The 14,217-nt window shown below is 69.3% G+C and carries 16 protein-coding genes; 6 read left to right on the top strand and 10 right to left on the bottom strand.

Annotation, left to right across the window (positions count from 1 at the left end):
• Positions 1-12: 12 nt before the first annotated feature.
• The 3 genes from ACZ7NC_RS00570 to ACZ7NC_RS00560 are packed head-to-tail and all read right to left on the bottom strand — an operon-like array spanning position 13 to position 2,164.
• Positions 13-1,077 (bottom strand): ArsO family NAD(P)H-dependent flavin-containing monooxygenase, encoded by a 1,065-nt coding sequence (locus ACZ7NC_RS00570; protein WP_471483630.1) that lies wholly within the window; start codon positions 1,075-1,077, stop codon positions 13-15.
• A complete protein-coding gene (locus ACZ7NC_RS00565) occupies positions 1,074-1,859 on the bottom strand; it encodes an aquaporin (RefSeq protein WP_471483628.1) in 786 nt (261 codons plus the stop codon). Before ACZ7NC_RS00565 ends, ACZ7NC_RS00570 begins: the two co-directional genes overlap by 4 nt.
• On the bottom strand, positions 1,856-2,164 hold the full coding sequence (locus tag ACZ7NC_RS00560; protein ID WP_426540845.1) for an ArsR/SmtB family transcription factor: 309 nt from the start codon (positions 2,162-2,164) through the stop codon (positions 1,856-1,858). Before ACZ7NC_RS00560 ends, ACZ7NC_RS00565 begins: the two co-directional genes overlap by 4 nt.
• 92 nt (positions 2,165-2,256) lie before the next feature.
• Between ACZ7NC_RS00560 and ACZ7NC_RS00555 the strand changes: the two genes are divergently transcribed.
• From ACZ7NC_RS00555 to ACZ7NC_RS00540, 4 genes are all read left to right on the top strand, one after another.
• Positions 2,257-2,670 carry an arsenate reductase ArsC gene (locus tag ACZ7NC_RS00555; protein ID WP_471483626.1) on the top strand — a complete coding sequence of 138 codons (414 nt, stop codon included), beginning with the start codon at positions 2,257-2,259 and terminating at the stop codon, positions 2,668-2,670.
• A complete protein-coding gene (gene trxB, locus ACZ7NC_RS00550) occupies positions 2,667-3,644 on the top strand; it encodes a thioredoxin-disulfide reductase (RefSeq protein WP_471483624.1) in 978 nt (325 codons plus the stop codon). Before ACZ7NC_RS00555 ends, trxB begins: the two co-directional genes overlap by 4 nt.
• A gap of 33 nt (positions 3,645-3,677) precedes the next feature.
• Complete coding sequence (gene trxA, locus ACZ7NC_RS00545) at positions 3,678-4,001, top strand: thioredoxin (RefSeq protein ID WP_471483623.1); 324 nt, start codon at positions 3,678-3,680, stop codon at positions 3,999-4,001.
• A 68-nt stretch (positions 4,002-4,069) separates the two neighbouring features.
• Positions 4,070-5,503, top strand: a complete 1,434-nt coding sequence (locus ACZ7NC_RS00540) for an FAD-dependent oxidoreductase (protein WP_471483622.1) — start codon at positions 4,070-4,072, stop codon at positions 5,501-5,503.
• Between the two features lie 11 nt (positions 5,504-5,514).
• Here the strand turns inward: ACZ7NC_RS00540 and ACZ7NC_RS00535 are convergent, their stop codons facing one another.
• On the bottom strand, positions 5,515-5,910 hold the full coding sequence (locus ACZ7NC_RS00535) for an ArsR/SmtB family transcription factor (RefSeq protein ID WP_471483620.1): 396 nt from the start codon (positions 5,908-5,910) through the stop codon (positions 5,515-5,517).
• A 166-nt stretch (positions 5,911-6,076) separates the two neighbouring features.
• Between ACZ7NC_RS00535 and ACZ7NC_RS00530 the strand changes: the two genes are divergently transcribed.
• Positions 6,077-6,760, top strand: coding sequence for an arsenate reductase/protein-tyrosine-phosphatase family protein (locus tag ACZ7NC_RS00530; protein ID WP_471483618.1), 684 nt, complete (start codon positions 6,077-6,079; stop codon positions 6,758-6,760).
• A 26-nt stretch (positions 6,761-6,786) separates the two neighbouring features.
• Here the strand turns inward: ACZ7NC_RS00530 and ACZ7NC_RS00525 are convergent, their stop codons facing one another.
• The 6 genes from ACZ7NC_RS00525 to ACZ7NC_RS00500 are packed head-to-tail and all read right to left on the bottom strand — an operon-like array spanning position 6,787 to position 11,688.
• Positions 6,787-7,077, bottom strand: a complete 291-nt coding sequence (locus ACZ7NC_RS00525; protein ID WP_471483616.1) for a hypothetical protein — start codon at positions 7,075-7,077, stop codon at positions 6,787-6,789.
• A 15-nt stretch (positions 7,078-7,092) separates the two neighbouring features.
• Positions 7,093-7,887, bottom strand: coding sequence for a winged helix-turn-helix transcriptional regulator (locus ACZ7NC_RS00520; protein WP_471483614.1), 795 nt, complete (start codon positions 7,885-7,887; stop codon positions 7,093-7,095).
• Positions 7,888-7,944: 57 nt separating this feature from the next.
• Entirely contained in the window at positions 7,945-8,850 is a 906-nt protein-coding gene (gene pstB, locus ACZ7NC_RS00515) for a phosphate ABC transporter ATP-binding protein PstB (RefSeq protein ID WP_471483612.1), read from the bottom strand.
• Positions 8,851-8,855: 5 nt separating this feature from the next.
• Complete coding sequence (gene pstA, locus ACZ7NC_RS00510; RefSeq protein ID WP_471483610.1) at positions 8,856-9,761, bottom strand: phosphate ABC transporter permease PstA; 906 nt, start codon at positions 9,759-9,761, stop codon at positions 8,856-8,858.
• Positions 9,758-10,714 carry a phosphate ABC transporter permease subunit PstC gene (gene pstC / locus ACZ7NC_RS00505; RefSeq protein ID WP_471483608.1) on the bottom strand — a complete coding sequence of 319 codons (957 nt, stop codon included), beginning with the start codon at positions 10,712-10,714 and terminating at the stop codon, positions 9,758-9,760. Before pstC ends, pstA begins: the two co-directional genes overlap by 4 nt.
• Complete coding sequence (locus ACZ7NC_RS00500; protein WP_471483606.1) at positions 10,711-11,688, bottom strand: PstS family phosphate ABC transporter substrate-binding protein; 978 nt, start codon at positions 11,686-11,688, stop codon at positions 10,711-10,713. The genes pstC and ACZ7NC_RS00500 overlap by 4 nt, the downstream gene beginning before the upstream one ends.
• A gap of 450 nt (positions 11,689-12,138) precedes the next feature.
• Here ACZ7NC_RS00500 and ACZ7NC_RS00495 point away from each other — a divergent pair, with 450 nt between their 5' ends.
• Positions 12,139-14,211, top strand: coding sequence for a PhoX family protein (locus ACZ7NC_RS00495; protein WP_471483604.1), 2,073 nt, complete (start codon positions 12,139-12,141; stop codon positions 14,209-14,211).
• Positions 14,212-14,217: the final 6 nt, after the last annotated feature.

Below are 14,217 nucleotides of genomic sequence, written 5' to 3'. Positions count from 1 at the left end.
CAACGCGCGGCATCATTCTCCGGCTTTGAGGAGTTCGGCGATCTCGCGCGCCGCGTCGCGGGCCGGTCGGCCGACACCGATGAGGGTGGCCGAGGCAGGACCGGTCCAGTCGCCGTAGCCGAGCAGGTGCAGGCGCGGTTCGTCCACAGACCGCGTACCAACGGTGACGAGACGGCCGCGCGGACCGCGCAGCCCCAGCGGCGCGAGGTGCGGCAGGGCCGGACGGAAGCCGGTGCACCAGATGACCGCGTCGGCCGGCGCACGCGTGCCGTCCGCCCAGACGACGCCGTCGCGGTCGAGGCGTACGAACATGGGCGACGCCTTGAGCAGTCCGGCGTCGCGGGCCTCCCGCACGGGCGGTACGGCGACGATGTCCCCCAGCGACGCCACGCCCCCGGTGTCGGTGCGCCCGGCGTCGAGGGCGCGGCGGCGGGCGGTGGCCACGTCGAACAGGGCGCGGCCGTCGATGTCGTCGGGCAGGAAGCGGGGTGGGCGCTGGGCGACCCAGGTCAGCTCGGTGTCGTACGCCAGGTCGGCCGCGATCTGCGCGCCGGAGTTTCCGCCGCCGACCACGACGACGCGCTGTCCGGCAAAGTCGCGCGGGCTGCGGTACTCGACGGTGTGCAGCTGGCGTCCGCGGAACTCCGGCCGGCCGGGCACGGCAGGCAGGAAGGGACGCCACCACGTACCGGTGGCACTGACGACCGCCTCGGCGCGCCAGCTGCCCGCGTCGGCTTCGATGCGCAGATGGCGGCCGTCGCGGTGAACGCCGGAGACGCGTACCGGCCGGTGCACGGGAAGGTCGTAGCGCCGCTCGTACTCGGTGAGGTAGCCGGCCACATGGCGCGCGTCCGGGTACGTCTCCCCCACCTGTACGGGCATCGGGCGCCCCGGCAGTGACGAGTACGCGGCCGGGGAGAACAAGTGCAGGGAATCCCAGGCATGTTGCCAGGCGCCGCCGGACTCTTCCTGGGCGTCCAGGACCACGAAGTCCAGGCCGATGCGGCGCAGGTGGTAACCGGCGGCGAGCCCGGCCTGGCCGCCGCCGATCACCACCACCTGCGTGGTCTGCGTCACCCGGCGGAACGCTCGGAGGCGGTCTGGCCGGGCAGGAAGATCAGTGCCACGAGCGCCAACCCCACCACCGCACCGACGATCTGCATGCCGATGAACCCGGCAACCGAGCCGGGTGCGATGCCCGCGAAGGTGTCCGTGAAGGCACGGCCGATCGTCACCGCCGGGTTGGCGAAGGACGTGGACGAGGTGAACCAGTAGGCGGCGCCGATGTAGGAGGCGACGGCCACGGGGGCGAAGCGCAGGCTGTCGGTGCGGGCCAGGCCGAAGATCAGCAGGATCAGCCCGGCGGTGGCCACCACCTCGCCCAGCAGCAGGTGCCCGGCCGACCGGTCGTGCGTGGACCACTCGACCAGCGGCTCGCCGAACATCGCGTCCGCCAGGATCGCGCCCGCGATCGCGCCGACGATCTGGGCCGGGATGTACACGGCTGCATCGCGGAGGGTGACTCCACTGCCTACGCGTCGGCTGGTCCACCACTCGGCGAGCGTGACGACCGGGTTGAAGTGCGCGCCGGAGACGGGGCCGAGCAGGAGGATCAGGACACCGAGGCCGAAGACGGTGGCGAGGGAGTTCGCCAGTAGCTGCACACCCACGTCCCGGCTCAGGTCGGTGGCCTGGATGCCGGAGCCGACCACGACCGCCACCAGGGCGGCGGTGCCGACGAGTTCGGCGGCGGCTCGTGAGAGGAGGGGTCTGCGTGGCGGTGCGGCATCCGCCGGCGCCTCGGAGTCGACGACAGGTATGGCGGACGCCACGGCTGCGGATGCTTCGGTGCGGGTCACGGACAGGCCCTCTTGTTGTCGGCGGCGGTACGGGCAGACTCGGCCAGGTCGGCGAACTGACCGGCGAGCAGGGCGATGACGTCGGGCTTGAGCCGGTAGTAGGTGAACCGGCCGCACGGCTCCGTCTCCACGACCCCGGCCTCGCGCAGCACTCTCAGGTGGTTCGAGAGGTTGGTCTGCCGGGCACCGGTCTCCTCCACGAGGTGAGTGGTGCACAGCATCTCTTTGGCGAGCAAGGTCACGATCCGGAGCCTGAGCGGGTCGGCCAGCACCCGGATCAGGTCAGTGTCGACTGACGTCATCATGTGCTGATACTCTCACATCAGTGGTGGCTGACACCACCAGGTGCTGATGTCATGCGCGCCTGATGCCGTCGCGAGACAAGAGAGACCTCCTGATGTCCGACAAGCCCTCCGTGCTGTTCGTCTGTGTCCACAACGCGGGCCGTTCCCAGATGGCCGCCGCGTGGCTGACCCACCTGGCCGGGGACCGCGTCGAGGTCCGCTCCGCCGGTTCCAATCCGGGCGCGGGCGTCAACCCGGCCGCCGTCGAGGCCATGGCCGAGGTCGGCATCGACATCTCCGCCGAGGTCCCGAAGATGCTCACCGTGGACGCGGTCAAGGAGTCGGACGTCTGCATCACCATGGGCTGCGGCGACACCTGCCCGGTCTTTCCCGGCAAGCGGTACCTGGACTGGCAGCTGGAGGACCCGGCGGGCCAGGGCGTCGACGCCGTCCGCCCGATCCGAGACGAGATCAAGGTCCTCGTCGAGGGCCTGATCAAGGAGATCGCGCCGGAGAAGACGGCGTGAGCGGCAGCGAGGTACGCAACGTCATCGTCATAGGCTCCGGCCCCGCCGGATACACCGCCGCCCTCTACACCGCCCGCGCCTCGCTGAAGCCGCTGGTCTTCGAGGGCGCGGTCACAGCCGGCGGCGCGCTGGTGCAGACGACCGAGGTGGAGAACTTCCCCGGCTTCCGCGACGGCATCATGGGCCCTGAGCTGATGGAGAACATGCGGGCCCAGGCCGAACGCTTCGGCGCCGAGCTCGTGCCCGACGATATCGTCGCCGTCGACCTGTCCGGCGAGGTCAAGACCGTGACGGACAGCGCGGGGACGGTCCACCGGGCGAAGGCCGTCATCGTGGCGACCGGCTCGCAGCACCGCAAGCTGAACCTGCCGGGCGAGGACGCGCTCTCCGGCCGGGGCGTGTCGTACTGCGCGACCTGCGACGGCTTCTTCTTCCGCGAGCACGACATCGTGGTGGTCGGCGGCGGCGACACGGCCATGGAGGAAGCCACCTTCCTCTCCCGCTTCGCCAAGTCCGTGACCATCGTCCACCGCCGCGACACCCTGCGCGCCTCCAAGACCATGCAGGACCGTGCCTTCGCCGACCCGAAGATCTCCTTCGCCTGGAACAGCGAGGTCGCCGCAATCCACGAGGACGGCGCCAAACTCGCCGGGCTCACCCTGCGCGACACCGTCACCGGCGAGACCTCCCACCTCGCGGCCACCGGGCTCTTCGTCGCCATCGGCCACGACCCGCGCACCGATCTGGTCACCGGCCAGCTGGAGTTGGACGAGGAGGGTTACCTCAAGGTCGCCTCCCCCTCCACCCGCACGAACATCCCGGGTGTCTTCGGTGCGGGTGACGTGGTCGACCACACCTACCGGCAGGCGATCACTGCAGCCGGTTCCGGCTGCGCTGCGGCCCTGGACGCCGAGCGGTACCTCGCCTCCCTCGCCGACGCACAGCCCGTACCGGCCGAGGCCGTCACCGTCTGACGGCGACGGTCCCACTCGTAAGAGGAAATCAGCATGGCCCTCAAGAACGTCACCGACGACTCCTTCGACCAGGACGTCCTCAAGAGCGACAAGCCTGTGCTCGTCGACTTCTGGGCTGCCTGGTGCGGCCCGTGCCGCCAGCTCGCCCCCTCGCTGGAGGCGATCGCTGCCGAGCACGGCGACAAGATCGAGATCGTCAAGCTCAACATCGACGAGAACCCGGGCACCGCCGCCCAGTACGGCGTGATGTCCATCCCGACGATGAACGTCTACAAGGGCGGTGAGGTCGTGCAGACCATCGTGGGCGCCAAGCCCAAGGCCGCTCTGGAACGCGACCTCGCCGATCACCTGGCCTGAAACGCAACGCCGGTGGGGGCGCCCCCAGCGCCCTCACCGAGCACCCTTCTCCGACGGAGGTAGTACCGGTGGCCAGCAAGCGCATCGTCGCCATCGGCGGCAGCGACGCCGGCATCAGCGCCGCCCTGCGCGCCCGCGAGCTGGACCCCGACAGCGACGTCACCGTGGTCGTGGCCGACGCCTACCCGAACTTCTCCATCTGCGGCATCCCGTACTACGTCTCCGGCGAGGTCGGCCACTGGAGCGACCTCGCCCACCGCACCCTGGCCGACCTCAAGGCCACCGGCATGCAGGTGCGCACCGACACCCTCGCGACCGGCATCGACGTGGTGGGCAAGCGGCTCGCCGTGCGCGACACCGACGGCCGCACCGAGGAACTGCCGTACGACGCACTGATCGTCGGAACCGGCGCGGTCAGCGCCCGCCCGCCCATCGAGGGCCTGACCGGCCCCGATGCCCTTGGCCCGCAGGACGGCGTTCACCTGCTGCACAGCATGGGCGACACCTTCGAGATCATGCAGACCATCGCCGAGCGCCGCCCGAAGTCGGCGGTCGTCATCGGCGCCGGCTACATCGGCCTGGAGATGACCGAGGCCCTGGTCACGCGCGGTCTGACCGTCACCCAGATCGAGGCGCTGCCCGAGGTCCTGCCCACCGTCGACCCGGAACTCGGCGCGCTGGTCCACGGCGAACTCACCTCCCACGGCGTCGAGGTGGTCACCGGCACCCAGGTCACCGCCATCACCCGCGACCTGTCCGGAGACCTGCTCCGCGTCCAAGCCACCGGACCTGACGGCCGGACATTCGCCCGCGGCACCGACCTCGTCCTGGTCGTCGTCGGCGTACGCCCCGACACCGCACTTGCCGCCGACGCCGGGGCACGGCTCGGCGCGAAGGGCGCCATCGACGTCGACGAACACATGCGCACTTCGCTTGCGGACGTGTACGCGGCCGGGGACTGCGCCGTCACCCACCACCGCCTCCTCGGCAAGACGTGGCTGCCGCTGGGTACGACGGCACACAAGCAGGGGCGGATCGCCGGGGAGAACGCCCTGGGCGGCTACCGCTGGTTCGCGGGCAGCCTGGGCACCCAGGTCGTGAAGGTCTTCGATCTCGTCGCCGCCCGCACCGGTCTGCGTGACCACGAGGCACGCGCCGCCGGAAGGGACTGGACCCCGGCCACGACGGCCAGCCGTCCCGACGACCACAAGGCGTACTACCCGGGCGCCACCCCGATCTCCATCCGCGTCACCGGCGACACCGAAAGCGGCCTCCTGCTGGGTGCCCAGCTCGTCGGACGGCGCGGCGCGGAGATCTCCAAGCGCGTGGACACGTACGCGACCGCGCTCTTCCACGGCATGCCGGTCGACGGCCTCACCGAACTCGACCTCTCCTACACCCCGCCCCTGGGCTCCCCCTGGGACGCGGTCCAAATCGCGGCGCAGGCGTGGATGAGCGAGCACCAGCTCGACGTACAGCGCCGGATGCTGCGTACTCCCTGACCGGGAGAGGGTCAGGCAGCCGCGGCAGGCTCGCGCTCCGGCACGGGTTCCAGAATCGCCCGTATGCGGCGCAGCCCGTCGAGGTTCACGGAGTACCAGACCCAGGTGCCGCGCCGCTCGCGGTCGAGCAGGCCGGCCTCGGTCATGACCTTCAGGTGATGACTGACGGTCGGCTGCCGCAACCCGAGGCACTCGGTCAGGTCGCACACACACGCCTCGCCCGTCGGCGCACGCTCGATAAGGCGGAACAACTGCAGCCGGGTCGGGTCGGCAATGGCTTTGAGCATGGCGGCGAGCCGTCCGGCTTCGTCACGGTCGATGAGGTGGCACGCCAGGGATGGGGTGCACGTCTCCGCTTCCTCCGCCACCGCCCCCGACAACCCTTCGCCATACGTAGAGATAGCCATCTATTCACCATAAGCGTCGCTCACGCGTTCCCCTGGCGCTCCAAGACCCTTCTCGCCACCTGTTCACTTAGCGTTCACCTTGGCTACGACCTGTTCAATACATAGACAGGCGCCTATAGTCCGAGGCGGGGAGAGTTTTCCCGGCGCGACCGGAAGAGGTGCCTCCATGGATGAGCAAAGCCGGTTCGGTCCCGACACTCCTCCGCTGCGGGACAGCGGGGCGGTCCTGGAGCGCATCGCCCGGCGACTCGCGGCGCGTCACGGCCGGGCGTTCTCCCGGGAGACCATCGCGGCGTACGTCGAGGAATGCGCGGAGTTGCTCGGTGCGCGAGCTCGCACCACCCGGTACCTGCCCGTCCTGGTGGAGCGGTTCGCGGACCAGCGGCTGCGGGCGCTGGCCAAGGCGTCGGGGCTGTGCTCCGGACCGGTCCCGCATGTGCTGTTCGTGTGCACGGAGAACTCCGGGCGCTCGCAGCTGGCCGCCGCGCTGATGCGCCATCGGGCGGCCGGTGCGGTCGAGGTGCTGACCGCGGGCTCCGACCCCGCAGGAGCGATCGCGCCGATCGTGCGGCAACTGCTGGCCGAGGAGGACCTCGATCCGGGCGAGGAGTTTCCCAAGCCCTTGACGTGCGAGGTGGTGGACGCGGCCGATGTGGTCGTGACGCTGGGCTGCGGGGACGCGTGCCCGGTGCGGCCCGGCCGCCGCTACCTCAGCTGGGATCTGCCGGAGCTGTCGGGCCTGGACATCGAGAGCGCCCGCTCCGTACGCGATGCGCTGCGGGCCCGTATCGGAGTGCTGGTGCGGGAGCTGGTCGACGCACGGCCGTCGGCGTCGGCCACGACGGGCTGAGACGGCGCAAGCAGACGATCAGACGATCAAGGGGCCGCGTCCGTGAGGCACCAGGAGATCAGCGTCCGTGCCTCCGCCGCCGTGCGAGCGGTGATGATCTCCATCATGGTGATCCGGTCGGTGTCGAACCTCTGCCACCTCGTCTGGCCGGCCGCCAGAAACCGTACGCGGACCTTCGTCGAGTACCAGCGTTTGTGGTGAACGAGCGTGCCGATCGTCGGAATGTGGTGACGCCCGTAGACGGTGCCCCACCGGGGGTAGCGCGTGGCCCAGATCGGCAGATCGATGAAGGACTCCTCCTCCGGTATGTCCGGCATGGAAGGTCCCCACCGCTACGTCGGCGTCTGCGCCGGACGCGTGGATGCGGTCTGTGCCGGGACACCGTCCTCGCGTCCGCACTCCAGGCGGTAGCCCATGCCGCGGATGGCGTCGATGGTGCAGCGACTGCCCGCCTCGTCACGCAGCTTGTTGCGCACCCTCCGGACGTGCACGGTGAGGGTGTTGCTGTCCAGCGTGTCGGTCCCCCACAGGGCCTGGGTCAGCTCGCTTCGGCTGATGACCTTGTTGGGGCGCTCCATGAGGTAGCGCAGCAGCAGGAATTCACGGACCGGCAGCTGGATGGAGCGTCCCCGTACGTAGACGTGGAAGCCGGCGATGTCGAGCTCAATGTCGCCGACCACCAGCGTTTGCTCCGCATCGTCCGTGGGACGGGTGCCCCTGAGCAGCGGAACGATCTCCTCGGCGCGGTAGGGGCGGGCCACGAAGGCCACGGCTCCGGCCTCCAGGGCCGCGGTGGCCTCCGCCGCACCTTCCGGTCCCGCCCCGACGATCACCGGGACCGGATGGAGCTTGGCGATCAACTCGGTGACCTGCACGACCCCCACCACCGGCAGCGGGGCGCCCAGCAGCACCGCCTTGGGGCCGCGGGCGCCGACCTGGAGCAGCGCCTCGGCGCCGTCGTGGCAGACCAGGGTCCGCACCCCCGACGCCGTGAAGCGGGCCAAGGCCCGCCTGGCGATGTCGGGGTCGGGTTCGGCCAGCAGCAGATCGGGGGCGTTGCCGTCGTCTGGGCCGCCGGGACCGCTGTCGGGCGCGGTCTCCGGTGGCCGGTGTGCCTCGGGTGTCACCCGTAGTACTCCTTTACGTGTAGCGCGCAAAGGGGCGCACATCGAATACGGCACCGGTCAGCCGAAGCGGCCGGTGATGTAGTCCTCGGTGCGCTGGTCGGACGGGTTCTCGAAGATCTTCTCGGTGGTGTCGTACTCGACGAGCCGCCCGTGCCGTACGCCCTTGTCATCGACGTCGGCGGTGAAGAAGGCTGTGTAGTCGGAGATACGGGCGGCCTGCTGCATGTTGTGGGTGACGATGACGATCGTGTAGTCGGCCGCCAGCTGCGCCATCAGGTCCTCGATGCGGGCGGTGGCGATCGGGTCGAGCGCCGAGCAGGGCTCGTCCATCAGGATCACGTCGGGCCTGACCGCGATGGCCCGGGCAATGCACAACCGCTGCTGCTGGCCGCCGGACAGCGCCAGCGCGCTCGCCTTGAGCTTGTCCTTGACCTCGTCCCACAGCGCGGCCCCGGTCAGGGCCTCCTCGACGAGGTCGTCCAGGTTGCCCTTCATGCCGTTGACCCGGGGCCCGTAGGCGATGTTGTCGTAGATCGACTTGGGGAACGGGTTCGGCTTCTGGAACACCATGCCGATCCGGCGGCGCACCTCGATCGGGTCGACCTCGGGGTCGTAGAGGTTCTCGCCGTGGTAGGCGACCTTGCCGGTGACGCGGGCGCCGGGGATCAGGTCGTTCATGCGGTTGAAGCAGCGGATCACGGTGGACTTGCCGCAGCCGGAAGGCCCGATCATCGCGGTGATCTGGCGGCGTCCGATCGTCATCGTCACATCGCGCACGGCCTGGTGGTCGCCGTACCAGACATCCAGGTCGGAGACGTGGAACACCGGGTCGTCGAGGGAGGGTTCGGGCCGGTTGCGGCGGCGGTCGCCGATCGCCAGGAACAGCGCCTGCCCCTCCGGTTCCTTGTCCGAGACGAGGTCGGGGGCCTTGGCGGGCTGCTCGGGAGTGTGGTTGTCAGTCATTGCGGTCACCAACGCTTGCTGAAGCGGTTGCGCAGCCAGATCGCGGCCGCGTTCATGAGGAGGAGGATGGCGAGGAGGATGACGATCCCGGCGGCGGCCAGGTGGTGGAACTCCTCGCGGGACTGGCTGATCCAGCCGAAGATCTGGATGGGCAGCACGGTGTACGCGCTCTCCAGACCCTCCGGGTTGAACGCCACGTACGTCACCGCGCCGAGCAGCAGCAGCGGTGCGGCCTCGCCGATCGCCCGGGACAGGGCGAGGATCGCGCCGGTGGCGATACCGGGGATGGCGGCCGGGAGAACCTGGCGCCAGATCGTCTGCCACTGGGTCGCGCCGAGTGCGAGCGATGCCTGCCGGATCGACTGCGGTACGGCCCTGATCGCCTCGCGCGAGGCGATGATGACGACCGGCAGCACGAGCAGCGACAGGGTGAGTGAGGCGGTCAGCACCGTGGTGCCCAGGGCCAGTTGGCGCGCCAGGAGGCCGAGGCCGAGGATGCCGTAGATGATCGAGGGAACGGCGGCCAGGTTCTGGATGTTCAGCTCGATCAGCCGGTTGTACCAGCGGTTGGGGTCGGCGTACTCCTCCAGGTAGATCGCCGCCATGATGCCGGTGGGCAGGCAGAACAGGGCGGTGAAGGAGATGACCCAGATCGTGCCGAAGATCGCGGACTGGGCGCCGGCGCGCTCGGGGCGGCGGATGGAGGGGAAGTTCTGCCACAGCCGCGAGTCAAGGCGGGGCCACGCCTCGACCAGGACATAGGTGATGAGCACACCGAGGAAGATGATCCCCACGCCCAGGCAGCACAGCAGTAGCACACGGAAGGCGGTCTCGCCCGGCCGGAAGCGTGGTCCGGCCAGCTTGCGGGGCGCGGCCGGGGCGGGTGGTTCGGTGACCCGGATGTGGGTCATTCGTAGACCTCCCGGTATTTGCGCACCAGGCGGATGCTGATGATGTTCATCACGAAGGTGATGACGAACAGCAGGGCGCCGACGGCGAAGATGGTCTTGTACTCGAAGGACTGCACCGGCACGTCACCGGAACCGGCCTGGGCGATGAATCCGGTCATGGTCTGCATCGCGTCCAGTGGGTTCCAGCTGAGCACGGCCTGGTTGCCGGACGCGATCGCCACGATCATCGTCTCGCCGATGGCGCGGGAGATGCCGAGGACGCAGGCGGCGACTATGCCGGAGAGCGCGGCGGGGACGACGACGCGCACGGACACCACGCGCTTGCCCGAGCCGAGCGCGTATGCACCGTCACGCAGCGACATCGGTACGGCGGACATGGCGTCCTCGGACAGCGACGCGATCGTCGGGATGATCATGACGCCCATGACCAGGCCCGCCGCCAGCGCGTTCTGGAAGTCCGGCCCCGTCCCGCCCGGCCACCACTCCCGCAGACGCGGGGTGACGAAGCTCAGCGCGAAGAAGCCGTAGACGACCGTCGGCACGCCGGCCAGTACCTCCAGCATGGGCTTCAGCGCCTTGCGTACACGGCGGTTGGCGTACTCGCTCAGGTAGATCGCGGATCCCAGCCCCACCGGAACGGCGACGAGCAGCGCGATCACGGTGATCAGCATGGTGGCGCCCAGCAGCGGCAGTACCCCGTACTTGGGGCTGCTGAACAGCGCGGTCCACTCCGTGCCGCCGAGGAAGTCGGTGAGGCTGACCCGCTCGAAGAACTCGGCGGTGGGCGGGATCAGCGAGATCACGATGCCGGCGGTGGTGGCGACGGACACCAAGGCGGCCACCAGCAGCAGCGCCTGGATGACCCGTTCCCCATAACGAGGGCGGGCCCGCCGCAGGGACCGGGGGCCGCTCGGCCCGGTCCCCGCGGGGGCCTTGAGGGTCGGCGAGGTCACTTCGCCGATTCCTTGAGCTTGTCGAGGTCGGCCTTGAGCTCAGTCTCCTGCTCGGAGTTGAGGGGGATGAACTGGGCGTCCTCGGCGATCGACTTGTGGTTCGCGACGTAGTACTCGACGAACGCCAGCGCCTCTTCGCGCTGCAGCGCCTTCGCCGACGGGTAGATGAACAGCGGGCGGGCCAGGGGGGTGTAGCTGCCGTCCTGGGCGGCCTCCACGCTGGGTGCGACACAGCCCTCGCCGCCGTCGATCTTGAGGGCCTTGAGCTTGTCGGTGTTCTCCTCGTAGTAGGAGAAGCCGAAGTAGCCCAGGCCGCCCTTGGATCCAGCGACGCCCTGGACGATGACGTTGTCGTCCTCGCTGGGGCTGTAGTCGGTGCGGGAGGCACCCTCCTCGCCGTTGATCTCATCGGTGAAGTAGTCGAAGGTGCCCGAGTCGGTGCCGGGACCGAAGAGTTTCAGAGGCTCGTTCGGGAACTTCGGGTCGACCTGGTTCCAGTTGTTCACCTTGGAGTCCGGCTCCCAGATCTTCTTCAACTGCTCGACGGTCAGGCAGTCGACGAAGTCGTTCTCCTTGGGCACCACGACGGTCAGCGCGTCGTTGGCGACCGTGAACTCCTCGTAGGTGATGCCCTTCTTCTCGCAGGCCGCCTTCTCCTCGTCCTTGATCGGACGGGATGCATCCGAGATGTCGGTCTCACCGTTGCAGAACTTCTCGAAGCCGCCGCCGGTGCCCGAGGTACCCACGGTCACCTTCACCTTGGACTGCTCCTCGGCGAAGAGCTCGGCCGCGGCCGTGGTCAGCGGGGCCACCGTGCTGGAGCCGTCCACCTTGACCGAACCCGACAGCTGCTCGCCGTCGCCACTGCCGCCCGAGCCCGCGTCGGAACCGCCGCACGCACTCACAGCCAGCATCACAGCCGCCGTCAGAGCCAAGGGGGCCTTGGCCCGGCGCAACGTAGTGGGAATGTTCACGTGACTCTCGATCCTCGTGTCCGCCGGGGCGTCCCCGGCCGTGTGGATGAGGTGCGCAGCGCGCGCCGTAGGGACACTTGGATCGAATCCAGTCTATGTGAACTCTCGATGTACAAACCTCCGACGAAGGATGAACTATAGCCAGGCATCTATATAGATCGATCTTGGTCTTACGAGATGAAAGGGGGTCGTGACCCAATCGAGTCCAGAACGAGCTCATCCACATGACGGAACGAAATGTGAAGGGACGCGCACGAGTGGGGCACGTGCGGCCAGCTGGTGCCGGCGAGGTGGCCGGATCACACGGGACACTCCGCGATGGGAGAGTTCGACCGGAGTTCACCACTCGGCCACCCCCGTCGCGATGCACTCGACCTAGCGTCACGCATCGACGGCCGCCTATATCCGGGCGGCCGGGATCTCGATCCCCTTGATCGCGTGGAGGCAGCCGTGCCCGAACAGACCGGCGAGAACACCACCCGCCCCGCCGACCTGCCCCTCCTCCCCAGCCCTCACCCCAACACCGCACGCTCGGCCCTGACGTGCCGTTATCGCTGCGGCGACGCGTGCTTCCACGACGCGCCCAACCGCACCCTCAACCCGTACATCGGCGACGTCATACAAAGCGCCCTCTCCCGCAGAGACGCCCTCAAAGGCGCCGCCGTGATAGCCCTGGCCACCGGCACGGTCGGCGCGGGCGCGTCGGCGGCAGCCGCCCAGGTCCAGGCATCGAGTGAGGCCGCACTCCCACCGCGGGGCCTGGACTTCACCCCCGTGCCGCCGAACACGGCCGACGCGCTCACCGTGCCCGAGGGCTACAGCCAGCAGGTCGTCATCCGCTGGGGCGACCCCGTCCTGCCCGGCGCCCCGCGCTTCGACGCCCGCAACCAGACCGCCAAGGCGCAGGCCAAGCAGTTCGGCTACAACTGCGACTACATGGCGCTGCTGGACCTGCCGTACCGGCACGGGCACAAGGTCCTCGTGGTCAACCACGAGTACACCAGCGAACAGATCATGTTCTACGGCTACGACCCGGCCGACCCCACCCGCGAACAGGCGGAGATCGCCTGGGCCGCGCACGGCCTGACCGTGCTCGTCGTACGCGAGGACCACCGCTCCGGCCGCCTGTGGCCAGTGGCAGGCGACGTCCTCAACCGCCGCATCACCGCCACCACCCCCCTCGCCTTCTCCGGCCCGGCAGCGGGCAGCGACCTGCTCAAGAGCAGCACCGACCCGACCGGCGGCCGCGTGCTGGGCACCCTCAACAACTGCGGCGGCGGCACCACCCCGTGGGGCACCGTGCTGACCGGCGAGGAGAACTTCAACCAGTACTTCGCGAACGCCGCCGCTGTCACCGACCCGACGGCGAAGGCCCGCCTGGCCCGCTACGGCCTGCCGACGGGCGCGAGTGAGCGCAAGTGGGAGCGGTTCGACGACCGCTTCGACATCGCCAAGGAGCCCAACGAGCCCAACCGGCACGGCTGGGTGGTCGAGATCGACCCGTACGACCCCACCTCCACGCCCCGCAAGCGCACCGCGCTGGGCCGCTTCAAGCACGAGGCCGCCGAGCCCCGCCTGACCGACGACGGCCGCGTCGCCCTCTACATGGGTGACGACGAACGCTTCGACTACCTCTACAAGTACGTCTCCAAGCACGCCTACAAGAAGGGCACCGGCCGCGCCGCTCGCGAGCACAACATGCGCCTGCTCGACGAAGGCACCCTGTACGTCGCCAAGTTCACCGGCGACAGCCCGGCCACCGAAATCGACGGCACCGGAAAGCTCCCGGCGGACGGGGAATTCGACGGCGGCGGTGAGTGGATCCCGCTCGCGTCAGGCTCGGTGTCGCACGTGCCGGGGATGACCGCGGAGGAGGTGTACGTCTTCACGCGTCTGGCTGCCGACAAGGTGGGCGCCACGAAGATGGACCGCCCCGAAGACGTCGAGCCGCACCCTTACACCGGCCGGGTCTACGTCGCCCTCACCAACAACTCCCGCCGCGGCACGGCCGGCAACCCGGGCGTCGACGAGGCCAACCCCCGCATCGGCAACAAGCACGGCCACATCCTGGAACTGGAAGAGCACCGCTCCAACGCCGCGTCCAAGACCTTCCGCTGGAAGCTGCTGCTGGTCTGCGGCGACCCCGACGACCCGTCGACGTACTTCTCCGGCTTCGACAAGAACAAGGTCAGCCCGATCTCCTGCCCCGACAACGTCGCCTTCGACGCCCACGGCAACCTGTGGATCGCCACCGACGGCAACGCGCTCGGCTCCAACGACGGCCTGTTCGCGGTACCGGTCAAGGGCTCCGAGCGCGGCCATGTGAAGCAGTTCCTGACCGTACCGAAAGGCGCGGAGTGCTGCGGCCCGATCATCACCGAGGACCGCATCCTGGTCGCCCCCCAGCACCCGGGCGAGACCGACGGCGCCACCGCTGAGAACCCGGGATCCGTATGGCCGGACGGACCGGGCAGCATCCCACGGCCGTCCGTCGTGACGGTGTGGAAGGACAAGCGCCGGTAAGCCACG

The sequence above is a fragment of the Streptomyces sp. NPDC111802 genome (assembly GCF_055634335.1).
This window is presented reverse-complemented; position numbering and strand designations above follow the sequence as displayed.

Coding starts and splice junctions, on each gene's coding strand:
- ACZ7NC_RS00560 (WP_426540845.1), bottom strand. CDS start 2,164: ATGATGACGTCAGTCGACACTGACCTGATCCGGGTGCTGGCCGACCCG.
- ACZ7NC_RS00555 (WP_471483626.1), top strand. CDS start 2,257: ATGTCCGACAAGCCCTCCGTGCTGTTCGTCTGTGTCCACAACGCGGGC.
- trxA (WP_471483623.1), top strand. CDS start 3,678: ATGGCCCTCAAGAACGTCACCGACGACTCCTTCGACCAGGACGTCCTC.
- ACZ7NC_RS00535 (WP_471483620.1), bottom strand. CDS start 5,910: ATGGCTATCTCTACGTATGGCGAAGGGTTGTCGGGGGCGGTGGCGGAG.
- ACZ7NC_RS00530 (WP_471483618.1), top strand. CDS start 6,077: ATGGATGAGCAAAGCCGGTTCGGTCCCGACACTCCTCCGCTGCGGGAC.
- ACZ7NC_RS00525 (WP_471483616.1), bottom strand. CDS start 7,077: ATGCCGGACATACCGGAGGAGGAGTCCTTCATCGATCTGCCGATCTGG.
- pstB (WP_471483612.1), bottom strand. CDS start 8,850: ATGACTGACAACCACACTCCCGAGCAGCCCGCCAAGGCCCCCGACCTC.
- pstA (WP_471483610.1), bottom strand. CDS start 9,761: ATGACCCACATCCGGGTCACCGAACCACCCGCCCCGGCCGCGCCCCGC.